Genomic DNA, 16,022 nt, shown 5'->3' on the forward strand with positions numbered 1-16,022 from the left:
GTAGATGTTGAACAAAAACTATTTGAAGAAGCAAAATTATATAGATTAAACTGTTTTGTACAAAATGCAATAGGATAGGTATTCACGCTAACATATATAACAACGTGAATGATTTTATAGTAAACATTATTATTTAGTTTAGGAAAGGAACTAAAGCTTTTGATGAACTGGTAAGAGGCATCAATTCTTTATCTAGGAGGTTAATATCAAAAATAAATGTATATGAGTTTGTACTCACCAGGTTCAAGATTTAAGCCACTTTTATAGTAAGATAATAATTACTAAATTAATGCATTTCAACTAATCGAAAGCCAATATGTTTGCAGATTCTCAGGTGGTATAATAGTGGTGTCGCCTATCTCTCAGGCGTCAAGTTGACGTAGAGAGGAGGTGTATAAAGTGACGCTTATTTTCGTTCACATCCTAGCGCCAATCATCAGTGGCTGTGCCATAGCGTATTTTACTTATTGGCTAAGTAAGCGCAATAAAAAATAGGTGACATTAAGCCACACCAACAAAAATCCCCTCACTATTGCGAGTAGTGAGGGGATTGGTGTATAAGTGAATACTTATTTTCGTTACATATATTTTACCATGATAGGATAGGGAATGTAAAATAAACTAAGAACCACTAGATAAAAATTTAAATGTTTGAAAAAGTAAAGTTTCTATCCCAACGATACATGTGACAATTTTAACTATTTGGACATCATCTCATTTAATCGTTTATGGACACTTATTCCTCGTAAATGAAGTCTAATTCTTGATGCAAATAAACGTGTCTCTCATCATCTAAAACTCATGTTTTTGTTGCTTGTGATACATTTTGATTATAAGACAAGTTTATAGACTTAAATATCCAAGAAAATCTCTTACTATTAAGTTAAGAGGATTTGTGTAAATAACGAACGTTTTAAGTTTTGGGAGTGATAGAATTTATTATGTATAATTAATTCAGTAAAAAGTATATACTATCAATAAATTCTGAACAATGTAGGAGTAGATTAAAGTTGGAAAACACAAATAAGAAGACACTTCTAGAAGAACTAAATGAAGATGATTTAAACGATTATTATTATTGGAAATATTTAGATCCATTACAAAAAGCTAAGGAATGGAACGGTCCATATATCGAAGAAGAGTATTTTACATTTACTGAATTCGAAAAGAAATATAGAGAAAGTAAATATCTTTATAAAAATACATTATCAACTTTAGCAATAAAATATGAAAATGATTTTTTAGGTGTTGTCACATCATATTGGAAAGATAAGAAATCCAGATGGTTAGAATGTGGTATTGTTATATATAAAAATAATAAATGGGAAAAGGGATTAGGTTCTCAAGTATTCAAAGAATGGATTAATTATCTATTTAAAGAAACTGATGCTAATAGAATAGGTATTTCAACATGGTCTGGCAATATTAGAATGATGAAAGTAGCAAATAAAACTGGAATGATAGAAGAGGCACGTATACGTAAAGGGCGCGTAGTTGAAGGTGAATTCTATGATGCCATACAGATGGGGATTTTAAGAGAAGAGTGGCAAATTTTTTAATATTCTTCTCTCTAAAATAAATAACACTCTAAGTATATGTAATAAAAGAGACTTCCTTTCAAAAGGAAGTCTCAGAGTGTCGACAAAGTGTCGACAAAGTCTCCGACTTTGTTGGCACTTTTTTTGTGCACGCTTTCCGCGGGCACAGCCTCAGCCTGTATTCTTCGGCTAGTGCTTTTCCCGCAGGAGTCGGCACAAATTACTGCCTTAATCGTTTCAAAATCTAATATCGTCTTAATAACGATCGTTTAACAAACTACGTATTTTCAAACAAAGTTTGCTTACTTTCATTCTTTTGACTATGATTACTTTGAATTTTTTTCTCTAACTGATCAGCTTCTTCTCTCGCTAATTTTGAATAATACTTATTCGAAAAGAACATTTGAACGATTAAAAATGCGAGCATTAATGGTCCAATACAATCCCAAGGCGGAAGCTGATGTGATTGATATATACATGATAAATATTGGAGAAATGATTGCCATCATATAACCCATAGAACATTGCTCTTTTGGCATATTTTCAAGATTTATTAATGGTTGGATGATGTATAGGATGCCGGCGATTATAGTAATCCAAATATCAGGCTGTGTTAAATTAAATCAAAGAAAATCGGCATGTTCGGTTAAACCACCACTTGAGGGCCATTTTAGTGAAACATATAGCCCAAATAAGACGGGCATTTGTATAAGTAAAGGTAGGCATCCAAGCATAGTTTTCATAGGATTCATGCCATAAGCTTTATATTTTTCCATCATTTCTTGATTGGCGGCCATTTTGTCTTCTTGAGTGTTTGCATTTTTAATTTTTTCTTGTATTTTAGTCATTTCTGGTTTAACTATATCCATTTTTTTGCGCATGAAATGCTCATTTTTAGATTGTGCTAACATAAATGGCAACATGATGAGTCTAACAATCAATACGATTGCAATAATTGCTAAACCATAGTTATTATCAAATATTGAAATCTAACCAATGTAAAAGGTTATCCATGGGTACTGCAAATGTATTATAGAAAAACCCATCTTTATTTTCTGATTTTGAATAATCACAACCGGATAAAGTAATTAATGACGTTAATAGTAATAGCATTATCTTTTTCTTTTGTATCAATTAGATTCATCCTTTTTGTTATAAATTCTAAGCAAATCTTTCTTTATATATTTAAAATTTTCTAAAGTATTAAAGTTCTCGTTTTCCGAAACTCGTGAATACATAACACTCAAAGTATTTTCGTAATTAGTCGGTAATCGTTCTCCTAGGGGTAGTGTATCTAACCATTCATCAATTTCATTAAAGAAATCATCTTTTTGATATACAAAATCACTGACTAAATAATCAAAGCATTTGCAGTAATTTTTTAAATAATCAATAGCACAACTATCAGACTTCTCGACGTAATATAAGGCAAATTGATAATAACAATTAATACTTAGATGTGGGTATAAGTAATCCACGTTAAAAGCTTTATTTAAATGGTAAAGCTTTGATTCTAATGATTCTATCGAAACAGAATGTAAGTCACGTGAAAGCATCAAAGCAAAATCATGCATGAAAATCATTAAAGATTGATACATATCCGTTTGGATTACATTTTTAGCTTTTGAAATATTATCTTTTTGTAAATAAGCCATCGCTAATGTCGCATTTTCTCCGATTTTCAAATCAAAATCTGGTGTGTTTTCTATAACAGAAGAGTAATCACCTTCAAACATATATAGCAATGTTTTGTATCCTTGTGCATGTTTTTTCAAATGAATTGAGTCTGAATTATCCTCTGTAGTCTTAATAAGTTCATGTGTTAGTGAGGCTGTTTCCTTTAGTTGTAATTCGTTTTCGCAATATAAAATATTGTTTAATAAAATACCTAATAACGAATTTAGAAATTTAAATTCATTACAATGCGTAATATAATATTCTCTCACAGTAGCTAAATATTCAGGATAACTTGTGTAATTAATCATTTTAGATAGTGATATAGATATTTTTTTAATTTCTTCATCAGTCATTGTAGTACTATAATTGAGTAAATCATCAACTGAAATATTAAATACTTTTGCTAATTTAGGGAGCATTGTAATATCAGGATAAAGGGATCTATTTTCCCATTTTGAAATGGTCGTTTTCGTCGTATTAAGATATTCAGCTAATGCTTCCTGCGTCATTCCGCGTCTCAATCGTTCTTTTTTAATTGTCTTTGCTATTTGGATCATTCATAACACCTCTTGTATTTAATGATACTAGAAAAACCATAGAGGGTATATTTCCCATATGACAACTTACATAAACAAAGTTTCCTAATAAGAAACAACAATTAAAGGAACTCCCTATTGAATAAGGAGTCCCTTTTAATTATGGCTTCTGATAACCATGGATTATGTTAAGCAGATATTGATGAACTTATATTTACTATACTGTAAGATATCTAGAGTTTTAAGCATCAATATTGTGAGACATGTTATAAAAATTTTGTGAAGAAAAGTCATATGGTAATTAATTTAAAATTGATTTGACCATAATTCGTAATATTCACCTTTATTATCTATTAAAGATTCATGCTTTCCTTGTTCAATGATTTTACCATGCTTAAGTAAATAAATATTATCGGCATTTTTAACGTTATTCAATTTATGTGTAATTAATATAATAGTTTTATTTATACAATGATTTTCTATGTTGTTTAATATGTTTTTTTCAGTTGAGGCATCTAATGAACTAGTGGCTTCATCTAATAATAATATATCTGAGTCTTTAAGAATAGCTCTTGCTAATGCTATTCTTTGTAGTTGTCCACCTGATAAATTAGATCCACCATTGTGTAATTGAGTGTCTAATTTTAGTGGGAGGTCATTTATAAAATCGTATGCGCAAACTATTTTACATACTTTATATATTTCCTCCTCACTAATATTTCTATTTAATCCAATTTTTAAATTTTCTTTGATTGTAGCACCGAAAATAAAATTTTGCTGTGTGACATAACTAATCATATTTCTTAATGAAGTCTTAGGAATATATTTTATAGAAATATTATTTATTTTAATAACTCCTTCATAATCCGTGTGAAAATTATCTATTAATTTAGCAACAGTTGACTTACCAGATCCACTTTCACCAATAATGGCTATTTTATGCCCTTTTGGTACTATCATATTTATATTTTTTAAAGTCATTTCTTTGAAAGTATATTGAAAATTAAGATTATTTATTTCTAACTGACTATTAAACTTAGTGGCCAAATCTGATGTTTTGTTATCATTTCTTTGTTCATTTTCAGTTTTGATATCCATAATGTCTAAGTATCTTTGAGTGGCTACAAGAGCTGACTGTATCTGTGGCTGTAGGTTTATTAAACGTTCTATAGGATCAATGTAGTATATGACTAGGGCATTAAATGTTAAAAGTGCACCTAATGACAACTCATCTTTCATAATAAGTGAAGACCCGATCCATAGAATTACTATGGTTGCTACCATTTTCATAAAGGCATTAATAGTAAGTTGAATGTTTGTAAAAAAACTTAATTTATAAAGTCTTTTTATTAAATTTTCAAAATAATGAACACCTTTTGTAAAAACTTCATTTTCTGCTCCAAAACTTTTTATAACAGGATAACCAGAAAAGCTTTCAATAAGATATGCACTTAAAGTTGCATCTTGTTCCATTACGAGTCTATTATATTTTTTTAAACTTTTTCTGAATGATAAACCTATTATTAAATATAATGGTACAAGAACTAAAGTAATGTAGAACAATGTTGAACTTTGAGTAAATAAAATAGTTCCTCCAACTACAACCATTAATGTATCTACAATCAGTGTGATTGTAACTGAAGAAAGGGCTTCTCGTATGTGAGACAGATCAGAAAATCTCGATAAAATTTCACCACTTTTTCTTGTTTCATAAAACTTAACAGGTAAATGTAGAACATGATAATAATAGTCCTTCATAAAGTTTATATCAATTTTCAAACTTAAATTTAGAGAAGCTTGGTACCTAATTAAAGAAATAAATGAATTTATTAAATATAAAAAAAGGACTGCTATAGAAATTATATGTAAATTCCCTAAAATTCTCGAAGGTATAATAGTGTCAATAAGGTATTTAAAGTAAAAAGCTCCAATAATTCCTAATAAATTTATAATTATTGAGAGTATAAGAATATTCATGATAGCAAACTTATTGTTTTTTAATATTTTTCTAAATAATTGAGACTTCTTAGGAATACTATAGGATTGCTCAAAAGAAGGGTTATTTTTTACGAGCAATAGGATACCTGTCCATTTTTCTTCGAATTCAGAAAAATTGCACTTTCTTTTTCCTCTTGCTCGGATCCAAAATATGTAATTTGTTGTTCTTCTTTTTTTCTATTATTATAAAATGCATAAAGCCTTCTTCATTTACTACATGTGCGATTACAGGTAAATCGTCATTTTCAATATCTTCTATTTTCTCTCCTCTGACCCCTGTTAATTCAATGCCTAAATGCCCTCCGGCCTTTATGAGACCATATAGTGATGTACCTTCTTTATCTGTTTTTGACCATTCTCTAATTCTTGAGAGCATCGGTTTCTTTCCGTAGTGTTGGGCTAGCATTGCTAAACAAGCTGGACCACAATCACTTTCATCATATTGATTAATAAATTTCATTTTATCCCCTCGCGCAATATTTTGTAAAATAACTATAATAGTAATGTTTTTTAGAGAATTATTTTTAGCATAATAAAGATTAATATGTTATATTATAAATATAAAATATTTTATATTTATAAAACTAGAGGTGAAAACATGAGGGATCAAAAGCCTTTATACAAATTATTTTCAATTATATCAGGGGTTTTATTGGCCTTAGGTATTGTATTTTTATTAATGAGCTACAAAGAATTTTCTACTTTCTTATGTGTGTTAGCTGTAACTGTTGCATTCATTCCTAATTTATTAAACAAAGAAAAAATTGGTTATGTCTGTGTAATCTTCGGATTAATTATCCTCGTTTTATCATTGTTTTATTAAAATGAGGATAATTAATTTACAAGCTAGTCACAATAAAGTTATGTACTATTTTAAAGGTATTAATCATATTCTTTGACTCTATAAAAAAAGGAAAATATTAGGTTTTACTAACTTTAAAAGCAGATGAAGTTCTTATAATAATAAGGATTTCGCTTGCTTTTTTTCTATATCAATTACTTTCATATTGTTCAAGTTGGTAATAGAAAAATTAAGAAAACAGTTTAATTTGCATAAAGGAAGCACAAAACAATATGTATTTATTGTTTTGTGCTAATAGTTATGTATCAACTAATTATTATAATCTCTTTCCTCCGCCTGTTTCTTTCATTGCATCTTTATATCCTTTTTTGATCTCGTCTTGATAATTATAAACAGCAACACCTGCTGAACCTATCGTCGCTACTATTGGCCATACGCCACCATTAGTTGAATGTAATTCATTTTCACTAAGTTTTCTAAAAGTCATAATAAATTCCTCCTAAATTAATAAGTATTACCCAATTTATACTTCATTTCCAGTTACTTTCTACCGTACATTGCTTTTCCTGTATCATCAGTTGCTTTTCCTTGGGCTACTAAACCTTTGGTTACCCATCCTGAAGCAGTATAGAAAGCATCTGCAAAAAAATCTTTTACTCCGCCATTAACTGATTTCAAAGTATTGGTATCTAATTTATTATAAGTCATTAAATTTGGCTCCTTTCTAAGATATAAGTTTTACGTTACCACAAAAGAAATTTGTTTTAAATGTAATTTTTTTGTAATAATATACTTTTATAAACAAAAAAATGTAAAATTAAATTTTTATGGATAATTTAAATGAAAAGTTCATTAAGATTTTTTAAATACTAAATATTAATAATAGCACTTGAAGAGTGAAATAATGAAAAACTTAAGGAAGACAGAAAATAATAAATAGGATTTCGCTTTAGCATTTAAATTAGAAAAACAATTTTATATAATTGTTGATGAACTTTTTCTAAACAATCGTTATTAAGATATTATTTGAATTTGGAAAGTTTAATACACAAATCTTTAAAAGGACTTATAGCTTTTTAAAAAGTGCGGACGTCTGAAAGAATCATATTTATGAGAGACTACATACTCGAATCATATTCCTAGATAAGCATGAACATCTGAAATCGAAAATTGCATAATATAAAATAAGCACATCACTTTGCGTCCTGATTTTAGTCAGTAGAGTGATGTGCTTACTATTTTACCTTAAGAGTTATGTCTCAAATTTTTAAATCCGCACTTTACTTTTAAGGTTACTACTTATTATAGTTGTTATTTCAATCTATTGAGCAATTATCATTTATATCAAAGAAAGCTTTATATGAACCATCATTTGTATTATAAGGAATCATTGTAACACCATTACTATCTGGTTTAGATTCATCGTCCGTGTCGATAGGTGCATGTGCTTTTTTGAATGCTTCTTTAGATACTGTGTCTGGTTTTGTATTAAAACTAATTTGAATAATTTCATTATTATAGTTAAAGTCTACTGATGTATCATAAATGTTTTTAGTATGGTCATAATTTTTATAAGCTTTGGGATCTACTTTATAGCCGTTGATTGAAGCATTGTCATATTTTAATGCACGTAAAAATAATAATCTTGTGTAAACGAGGGATCATACGTAGTATAACCTTCGTGGTTATACCATGGTGCTTCAGCTTTTAAACTTGCACTACTTTCAGTGTTGGCACCACTAGCTCAACTTTCACCATGACCCCATTTTTGAACTTGTTCTGCTACTTGAGCCTCTGGATTCATCGTCGTTAAATATGCCGCTGAAGAAACTACGACAAGTGTTGATACTATTTTTAGATATTTGTTTTTCATAATTTAACCAACTTACTTTATTTAAATTTAATTTCTAAATTTTCACTTCACTAATTCGAATCAATACATTAATTTTCAATCCTTTTATTACATATAATCGGCAAATCTATCTCTAAAACGCATATGCAAAATGGATCCTAAGCTAAAGATTAGAAGACAAAGTAAGATATTATACACTGCGAGTTCCCAATGCGTAATAAAATACCATTCATGGTGTAATATAGCTGCCCTATATCCTCCGGCTAGAAAGTATATCGGGTTAAATTGCATGACTGTTCCAACTATTTGATTATTTGGTAAATAGAGTATAGAAGAGACGAAAAATATCATTCTCATTAAAGCTTGTAGAATTAAATGTATGTCTCTAATTAACATACTTAATGTTGAAGCTAATAGTGCTATAGCGTTGGTTAAAACTAACGCATAAAACAAATATATAAATAATTGTAAAGTATATATAGAGGGCTTGTATCCTCCAATGAAACAAACACCCATAATAATTACTAGTAGAAAAATATGACCGTAGAATTTACTAAAAACGACATAACTAGGAATAATAGAAAGTGGGAAATTCATTTTAGCTACTTGATTAAATTTAGAAGTAATAGACTTACTACCTTCTAGAACACCTTCATTTACGAAAAACCACATACTGATCCCAACAATGAGCCAATATATAAATGGAACGCCCTCCATAACCTTATTGCTTCTTAGAGCTAAACCAAACACAAACCAAAAAACTGCAATTTGCATAGTAGGATTAATTAACTCCCACGCCATTCCTAGATAATTCTTTTTGTTAGAAATTCTTAATTGAAATTCCGCTAATCTTCTTATTAAATATAAATTTTTTAGTTGTTCTTTTAATACAAACCATATTGAATTCATTTGAACATATCACTCTTTCTAAATGTAACGATACTTTTGCAAAAAACCAAATAAATATCATATTCATAATTTATTATTATATAATTTGTTAACATTACTAAACTTTACAATAACTAAATAACAGACACAACTTTTTATTCAGATAAAACAAAGTTATTTTTAAAATGAGTAGTCTAATTCAGTCAGCCACTGCCAATATAAAAAAGGCTGACACATGTGATATGTCCCAACCTTATTGTATTCTTATATAGAATTTCATCTTAATAACAATTTCTCTGGTATCTAGAAAGTATATGTATTAAACAATCAATTTTTACTTGTTCTTTGTGCGCGCTTAGCAAACTCCTAAATCTTTCGCATAATTCTTTTATGAGAAAGATGCGCCTAACAATACAAAACCTATATTCACTACAAGATATGCAATCGCCCAAATAATTGCTGATTTTTTTGAAAAACGATTTGTAGCGAATAGCATAACGCCAAATACATATGCGGCTATAAATGTTTGTAAATTAAATGCACCTAATATGTTATTTCCTTTATCAAAAATATTAAGACTTGTAATAGAATAATCTGTTGGTGATAAGCCAGCGATCCACTGAATGAGTATAACGATTAAAGCAATAATTCCGGTAATCAATGTATAACTTAAAGTAGCAGAGAAAATTGATTTTCCACTTGCATCAGATTTCATGATCTTGGAAATCAGTAAAAAGATGACAAATGTAATACCAATACTAACAATAGCACCGAATATGCCAGCAATTGCACCACCGATTTGTCCGAACATTTTAGCTTGTTCTAATTCCGCTCCTGTCATACCTGCATCTTTATACAGTTCGTTATAGTCAATTGCAAGCGACCCAATAACAGCTGATAATGTCATGACTACAATTGCGAGAATTAATTTTAAAACCCATTTAGGCTTATTACGTAGTTCTGAAAAGTGTGAAACTAAGGGTAATTTTGATGTTTCCATATGAATTTTTCCTCCTGTATGTATAATGACCAAAGCATAACACTACACATAAAATATTAAAATAGTTTTATAGAAATTAAAAAAATAATAAGTATTTATAATACTTAAAGATATATAGAGTAAATAATAAGTATTTATGACATTCAAATAGTAATAATCATTCAAAAATATGTTATTAGATATATTTTTAATTGTGTGGCTATGGTAGTCTTGTAAAGTGAATAAATATAAGGAGTGTTTATCAATTGAAGAAAAAGTGGATGTGGCTTATAGGGATAGTCGCGATAATTGGATTAGTCGTCGTGGCATTGGTTTTGAAACAGACCAACAGTAGTTCGGCGGAGAAAGATGGTTATGATACATATACAGTGGAGAAAGAAAGTCCACTCAATTTAGAGGGAAAAGCATCACCCAATTCAGTTAAAACATATAACAACAACAGTCAATTAGGGGCATATATCAGTACACAAGTTGATGATGGTCAATCAGTTAAACAAGGAGACCCGTTAATTAACTACGATATTAATAATAGTAAGCGTGAACAATTAGCAGATAAAGTAGATGAAGCGCAAAATGCTGTGAATAAAGATTATCAAAATATTAATCAAAGTCCTAACAACAATGATTTGCAAAAGCGATTATCACAAGATCAAAATGCATTAAGTGAAGCACAACAACAACTGAATTCACATGATAAACAAGTCAATGACAGTGTCTATGCAGATTTTGATGGAAAAGTGGATATTAAAAATGAAGATAATGTAACAGATGGTGAAAAGATTCTTCAATTAGTATCCAATGAACCACAGATTAAGACGACAGTTTCTGAATTTGACCTGAATAAAATCAAAGAAGGCAATAAAGTAGATGTGAAAGTGACAAGCACGGGTGAAACGGGTGAAGGTAAAATCCAAAAAATTTCAGAATTACCTAAGAGTTATGAAGAAAATTTAAATGAATCGGCTGTTGGTGGTGCTTCGGCTGTATCGGGTAGTGAGGATGGAGGTGCTACGCCGCAAGCCTCGAACCCAGTTGAAGGTGATCCTAGTGGTGGAAATGATTCAGAATCATCCAAATATACCGTAGTTATTGACGATATAGATATCCCAGTGCGTGCGGGTTATTCTATGGAAGTGGAAGTACCATTAGATTCTATTAAATTGCCTAAATCAGTCCTTACAAAAGATAATAATGTTTTTGTGGTAAATGAGGAAGGAAAAGTTAAAAAACGAGATATTAAAACAGACGAAATCAACGGTGAAATTTTCGTAAAAGAAGGTCTGGAAAAAGGGGATAAACTCATTAAAAATCCTAAAAAAACGATGAATGATGGAGATGAAGTTGAGGTGTCATCATGATAGAACTGGTAGATATCAATCGATATTTCAAAAATGGGGATGAACAAAACCATATTTTGAAAGACATTAATATCAACATCAATGAAGGTGAATTCATTGCGATTATGGGTCCTTCAGGTTCTGGTAAAAGTACGTTAATTAACATTTTAGGATTTATTGATCGTGGTTATGAAGGTGATTACCTTTTTAATCGTAAAAATTATCAAGAAAGTTCAGATAACCAACTTGCAGATATCAGAAATAAAACAGTTGGCTTTGTCTTTCAAAACTTTAAATTAATTCAAAATAATACAATTTTAGAAAATGTCAGCATTCCGCTCGTTTATGCGGGGTTAGGCACTCAAGCGCGTAAATCACGTGTAACACGTACATTACATGATGTAGGTTTGTTTGATAAAGAAAATTTAGTGCCCAACAAATTGTCGGGGGCCAACAACAACGTGTTGCTATCGCACGTGCCATTATCAATCAACCCAAGTTTATTATTGCTGATGAGCCTACGGGGGCACTTGATTCGAAAACGTCTAAAGATATTATTGAATTATTTATAAAATTGAATAAAGAACATAATACGACGATGATATTAGTCACGCATGATCGTAAAGTTGCAGATCAAGCAGATCGTATTATTCATGTTCTTGATGGTCGTGTTCAACGAGAAGAGGTGGTTGGATGAAGAATTTGTCTAATATCATCGCCATTTCGTTCAAATCTATTTTAAAAAATAAGCGACGTAATATTTTTACGATGATTGGTATTATTATTGGTATTGCGGCTGTTATTACAATTATGTCTTTAGGAAACGGCTTTAAAAAAACGGCTTCTGAAGAATTTGAAGATACGGGTGCTGGAAAAAATTCTGCAAATATTAATTTCATGAGTAATGATATGGAAGGCGCGAAAACGAACCCTTTCAGCCAGCAAGACTTGAGTATTATAAAACAAGTTGACGGCGTAGCAGATGCTGAAATTAAAGAAACGGATGACCAAGGTTTTTCTGCAAAAATGACTAATGCGCAGAAAAAAGGCGACATCAGTATTGTGAAAAAAGAAGCTATGGATAGTCCTGAAAAGGGCCAAGGCTTTGATAAAGATGATAATGAATTACGGAAGAAAGTCGTAACCGTTGATGATAAAATTGCCAAAGATGTTTTTAATAAAGATGCCATTGGTAAAACATTATATATTGATGATCAAGGTTTTGAAGTCGTGGGTATTGCCAATGACGCGATGAATCCATCAGCTGTGAATATGCCTTCAAAAACATTTGAGCAATATATGAGTGGTTTAAGTCAAGATTTTCCGTCATTAAAACTTTCATTGGAAGACGGAGCTGATAAAAAAGATACAGCAAATAAGGTCGTAGATGAATTAAATAAAAAAGGTTCTGGCATGAGTGACGGTAGCTATAGTTACAATGACACTGAAGAAATGATGAAAGGCATCAATCAAGTCTTTGATGCAATTACTTACTTTGTGGCAGCTGTCGCGGGTATCTCATTGTTTATTGCTGGAATTGGCGTAATGAATGTGATGTACATTTCTGTTTCAGAACGTACAGAGGAAATTGCGATTCGACGCGCATTTGGTGCGAAGTCCCGAGATATCGAAATACAATTCTTAGTGGAAAGTGTCGTGCTTTGTGTGATTGGTGGCATCATCGGTCTGATTATAGGTATCTTAATAGCGTCAGGCGTCGATGCGTTAACGCCAGACTACATTAAGAGTGTTGTCAGTCTAGGTTCCGTTTTAACAGCAGTTGGTGTATCTATGTTAATCGGCATCGTATTCGGTTGGATTCCAGCCAGATCCGCAGCTAAGAAAGAATTGATTGATATTATAAAATAGAGCTCTACAGTTCTATTTACATGATAAACGCCCTTCAAAGTGACACTTAAAATGTGAAATCTTTGAAGGGCGTTTTTTAGTTTGAAAAATATAAATAAGTCGTAATTAAGTGATAGATATTGCTGATTGCGATTTTGAACATATTAAAAATAGTTTAAGTTAACTTTTCATGTAAGCTATTTTTAATATCAGCTTTATAAATCAATCTTAGTGCGATAACCATTAAAATTAATGCGATAATTCTTTTTGCATCAAAGTGAATGACCATGCCTTCAAATAAACCAAAATGGTCGATGATCATACCCATGGTTAGTTGTCCGATAACAGCAGAGATATTTGTTGCTATAACGCCTATTTTGGGAATTGCTACAATTGTTAAAAATAGATAACCAACACCAAACCAAACGGCACTCAATTGCCATTTAGGGGCACTAAAGAAATCTAAGAAGTTACCTTCTCCAAAAAACAAAGTAATAATGAATAAAATCATACCACCTGTTATAAATGTTAAAAATGCACTTTCTAACGTTCCTGCTTTTTTGCTAAAAGACCCGTTTACTGATGATTGTGTACTTAAAGTGATACCGACTATTAAAGCTATGACTACTAAAGCTACTTGCATTTTATACTCCTCCTAATAAATAAGTGTTAATGCAACTATCATTAGTATAATTGCCACTACTTTTTCAATTCTTAATGGTCGTTTTTCACTGCCTAGTATGCCGTAATGTTCTATTAATGCACTCATAATCATTTGGCCAACCACAACGCTTCCCATTGCTAGGCCAACACCTATCATAGGAATGATGAAGACTAAAACAGTTAAGTAAATAACACCTAATATGCCGCCAGTTAATTGCCATTTAGGTGCTTTAATTGCGTAAGATAGTTTGCCTTTGCCTAAAAACAATAATGCAATGCCTAATATGATTGTTCCTATGGCAAAATTGTATAAACTACTTTCTAATTCTCCAATAGAATCACCTAATACTGCATACATGGCACCTTCGATACTCAAAAATATACCTGCTACTATAGCAAGGATATAAAATATAAATTTATTCATGATTTACCTCTTTTCCTCATTTCGCGAATTATCGAATTATAATCAATAAAAAAAGACCTTTAAAGATCTTCTTTTATTAGATTGGCTAATTCATTAATACTTTCTTCGTTTCTTCTATAATAAGTCCATTGACCATGTCTTTCAGATTCTAATAGCCCTACTTGCTGCATCATTTTTAAATAATGCGAGACAGTAGAGGGGGACATATTGGCTTTTTCTTGTATATCTCCTACACATACGCCTCCTTTTTCTTTTAAATATTCACCTGTATAAATATGTCCAAAATGTTCACTAGGATGTTTCAGCCAAACTAAGATATCAACACGGGCATAGTTACTTAATACTTTAAAAGTTTCAACTAAATTTTTCATAACACACATACTATTCGAGAATATTCGAAATGTCAATACACAAATACTTTTCAATAGAAGAACAACAAAATTTTGAATGTTATTCTCACTAAAATGACTAATAGTCTAAGCATATATATTAAAAGAGACTTCCTTTCAAAAAGGGAGTCTCTTAATTGTTTCATTATCAAATTTACTTTTAATAACAAAGCATACGGATAGTTATTGTTAGCTATCTAAATAGCTTTTAACTTTTCATTAAAGTTTTTTATTTTTTCAGCTCTTAAATTTGTATAATATTCTATATCTTCTTCTCTAGTTTCTAAAGGAAATATGTTATAAATATCTTGATAAAATTCAATACTTGATTTATTACGTTGGCCTTCTAAAGATATTCTTGTACTATCAGGTTTAGTTGTTGATAATTCATAATTAGGTATCACACTATGATACACGTTTACTATTTTGCCATCTTTTATTAAATCTGATGTATTTATAAATTTAACCTCTATATGATGTTGATGTGATAATTCTCTAGTTAACATTGCCAAGCATCACGTCACAAAACATGATGGTCATGACGCCTTTATTTTCAAATGTAGAGGTTACTTCTAGTTTTTCAATACAAAATTTTTCGGTTTCCCCAAAATGCTTGAACCTGGACTCGAATTCCTCATTTTCTTCACCATCACATCTACTAATCACACTTGTTGCAATGTAATCAAATGAAGTATTTTTCAAATAATAATAAGAACTTCCATAATCGATTAATCTATTGTATGTGAAGGCATTTGTTTCTTCATATTTATTTTTACAAATTATATTAAATGGATTGGTAATACTATCCTTTACAATCATACATTACGCTCCTTATAAAATTTTTGCTTATATAATAGATAGTCTTCACAACATCTATTATTAAACGTTGATTTAAAAACATAGAAAAACACCCCACATTAAAATGTGAAGTGCTAAAGCCGATATTTTTTTGAATAGAAATAATATTTAAAAGAAATAAAAATCGCTTCTTTTTAATATAATTCTGATATTTTATATTCAATATCCGACTATATCAAAGTTCAACATTTAAAGAAACATAATTGATTCAT

General features: G+C 30.3%; 19 protein-coding genes and 2 pseudogenes. 6 read left to right on the forward strand and 15 right to left on the reverse strand.

Annotated features, from left to right (window positions below; translation table 11 throughout):
- Positions 1-399: 399 nt before the first annotated feature.
- Positions 400-495: a type I toxin-antitoxin system Fst family toxin gene (locus tag ABLV90_RS04475; protein ID WP_277579947.1), complete on the forward strand. Its 96-nt coding sequence runs from the start codon at positions 400-402 to the stop codon at positions 493-495.
- Between the two features lie 515 nt (positions 496-1,010).
- Positions 1,011-1,559: a GNAT family N-acetyltransferase gene (locus ABLV90_RS04480; protein WP_427705645.1), complete on the forward strand. Its 549-nt coding sequence runs from the start codon at positions 1,011-1,013 to the stop codon at positions 1,557-1,559.
- A gap of 256 nt (positions 1,560-1,815) precedes the next feature.
- On the opposite strand, the pseudogene yidC reads toward ABLV90_RS04480, so the two are convergent.
- From yidC to ABLV90_RS04500, 4 genes and pseudogenes are all read right to left on the reverse strand, one after another.
- Positions 1,816-2,669 (reverse strand): annotated as a pseudogene (yidC, locus tag ABLV90_RS04485) (membrane protein insertase YidC).
- Positions 2,669-3,772 carry a helix-turn-helix domain-containing protein gene (locus ABLV90_RS04490; RefSeq protein ID WP_460872247.1) on the reverse strand — a complete coding sequence of 368 codons (1,104 nt, stop codon included), beginning with the start codon at positions 3,770-3,772 and terminating at the stop codon, positions 2,669-2,671. The pseudogene yidC and the gene ABLV90_RS04490 overlap by 1 nt, the downstream one beginning before the upstream one ends.
- Before the next feature lie 285 nt (positions 3,773-4,057).
- A complete protein-coding gene (locus tag ABLV90_RS04495; RefSeq protein WP_460872248.1) occupies positions 4,058-5,827 on the reverse strand; it encodes a peptidase domain-containing ABC transporter in 1,770 nt (589 codons plus the stop codon).
- Positions 5,828-5,855: 28 nt separating this feature from the next.
- Complete coding sequence (locus ABLV90_RS04500; protein WP_460872249.1) at positions 5,856-6,209, reverse strand: cysteine peptidase family C39 domain-containing protein; 354 nt, start codon at positions 6,207-6,209, stop codon at positions 5,856-5,858.
- Positions 6,210-6,347: 138 nt separating this feature from the next.
- Here ABLV90_RS04500 and ABLV90_RS04505 point away from each other — a divergent pair, with 138 nt between their 5' ends.
- On the forward strand, positions 6,348-6,572 hold the full coding sequence (locus ABLV90_RS04505; protein WP_069814971.1) for a hypothetical protein: 225 nt from the start codon (positions 6,348-6,350) through the stop codon (positions 6,570-6,572).
- 295 nt (positions 6,573-6,867) lie between these two features.
- Here ABLV90_RS04505 and ABLV90_RS04510 read toward each other — a convergent pair whose 3' ends face one another.
- The 6 genes from ABLV90_RS04510 to ABLV90_RS04535 all read right to left on the reverse strand — a co-directional run bounded on the left by ABLV90_RS04510 (position 6,868) and on the right by ABLV90_RS04535 (position 10,291).
- Positions 6,868-7,038, reverse strand: coding sequence for a class IIb bacteriocin, lactobin A/cerein 7B family (locus ABLV90_RS04510; protein WP_460872250.1), 171 nt, complete (start codon positions 7,036-7,038; stop codon positions 6,868-6,870).
- Between the two features lie 53 nt (positions 7,039-7,091).
- Positions 7,092-7,229, reverse strand: coding sequence for a hypothetical protein (locus ABLV90_RS04515; RefSeq protein ID WP_460872251.1), 138 nt, complete (start codon positions 7,227-7,229; stop codon positions 7,092-7,094).
- Positions 7,230-7,867: 638 nt separating this feature from the next.
- Positions 7,868-8,155, reverse strand: a complete 288-nt coding sequence (gene isaB, locus ABLV90_RS04520; protein WP_427707032.1) for an immunodominant staphylococcal antigen IsaB family protein — start codon at positions 8,153-8,155, stop codon at positions 7,868-7,870.
- 140 nt (positions 8,156-8,295) lie between these two features.
- Positions 8,296-8,424 carry a hypothetical protein gene (locus tag ABLV90_RS04525; RefSeq protein WP_256092372.1) on the reverse strand — a complete coding sequence of 43 codons (129 nt, stop codon included), beginning with the start codon at positions 8,422-8,424 and terminating at the stop codon, positions 8,296-8,298.
- An 87-nt stretch (positions 8,425-8,511) separates the two neighbouring features.
- Positions 8,512-9,312: an ABC transporter permease gene (locus ABLV90_RS04530; protein WP_277579944.1), complete on the reverse strand. Its 801-nt coding sequence runs from the start codon at positions 9,310-9,312 to the stop codon at positions 8,512-8,514.
- A gap of 367 nt (positions 9,313-9,679) precedes the next feature.
- Positions 9,680-10,291 carry a YIP1 family protein gene (locus ABLV90_RS04535; protein WP_427705643.1) on the reverse strand — a complete coding sequence of 204 codons (612 nt, stop codon included), beginning with the start codon at positions 10,289-10,291 and terminating at the stop codon, positions 9,680-9,682.
- Between the two features lie 245 nt (positions 10,292-10,536).
- Between ABLV90_RS04535 and ABLV90_RS04540 the strand changes: the two genes are divergently transcribed.
- The 3 genes and pseudogenes from ABLV90_RS04540 to ABLV90_RS04550 all read left to right on the forward strand — a co-directional run bounded on the left by ABLV90_RS04540 (position 10,537) and on the right by ABLV90_RS04550 (position 13,497).
- Positions 10,537-11,649 carry an efflux RND transporter periplasmic adaptor subunit gene (locus ABLV90_RS04540; RefSeq protein WP_460872252.1) on the forward strand — a complete coding sequence of 371 codons (1,113 nt, stop codon included), beginning with the start codon at positions 10,537-10,539 and terminating at the stop codon, positions 11,647-11,649.
- Positions 11,646-12,325, forward strand: a pseudogene (locus tag ABLV90_RS04545) (ABC transporter ATP-binding protein). The gene ABLV90_RS04540 and the pseudogene ABLV90_RS04545 overlap by 4 nt, the downstream one beginning before the upstream one ends.
- Positions 12,322-13,497 (forward strand): ABC transporter permease, encoded by a 1,176-nt coding sequence (locus tag ABLV90_RS04550; RefSeq protein ID WP_427705635.1) that lies wholly within the window; start codon positions 12,322-12,324, stop codon positions 13,495-13,497. The pseudogene ABLV90_RS04545 and the gene ABLV90_RS04550 overlap by 4 nt, the downstream one beginning before the upstream one ends.
- A 154-nt stretch (positions 13,498-13,651) precedes the next feature.
- Here ABLV90_RS04550 and ABLV90_RS04555 read toward each other — a convergent pair whose 3' ends face one another.
- The 5 genes from ABLV90_RS04555 to ABLV90_RS04575 all read right to left on the reverse strand — a co-directional run bounded on the left by ABLV90_RS04555 (position 13,652) and on the right by ABLV90_RS04575 (position 15,771).
- Complete coding sequence (locus ABLV90_RS04555) at positions 13,652-14,119, reverse strand: DMT family transporter (protein ID WP_460872253.1); 468 nt, start codon at positions 14,117-14,119, stop codon at positions 13,652-13,654.
- 12 nt (positions 14,120-14,131) lie between these two features.
- On the reverse strand, positions 14,132-14,563 hold the full coding sequence (locus ABLV90_RS04560; protein ID WP_069814958.1) for a DMT family transporter: 432 nt from the start codon (positions 14,561-14,563) through the stop codon (positions 14,132-14,134).
- Between the two features lie 59 nt (positions 14,564-14,622).
- Positions 14,623-14,934 (reverse strand): ArsR/SmtB family transcription factor, encoded by a 312-nt coding sequence (locus ABLV90_RS04565; protein ID WP_056935115.1) that lies wholly within the window; start codon positions 14,932-14,934, stop codon positions 14,623-14,625.
- 215 nt (positions 14,935-15,149) lie between these two features.
- A complete protein-coding gene (locus ABLV90_RS04570; protein WP_460872254.1) occupies positions 15,150-15,464 on the reverse strand; it encodes a hypothetical protein in 315 nt (104 codons plus the stop codon).
- Positions 15,448-15,771 carry a hypothetical protein gene (locus ABLV90_RS04575; RefSeq protein ID WP_460872255.1) on the reverse strand — a complete coding sequence of 108 codons (324 nt, stop codon included), beginning with the start codon at positions 15,769-15,771 and terminating at the stop codon, positions 15,448-15,450. Before ABLV90_RS04575 ends, ABLV90_RS04570 begins: the two co-directional genes overlap by 17 nt.
- Positions 15,772-16,022: the final 251 nt, after the last annotated feature.

Origin of the sequence: Staphylococcus sp. 2S1, from assembly GCF_046721335.1 — a bacterium.
In the GTDB taxonomy this organism is placed as follows: Bacteria; Bacillota; Bacilli; order Staphylococcales; family Staphylococcaceae; genus Staphylococcus; species Staphylococcus equorum_A.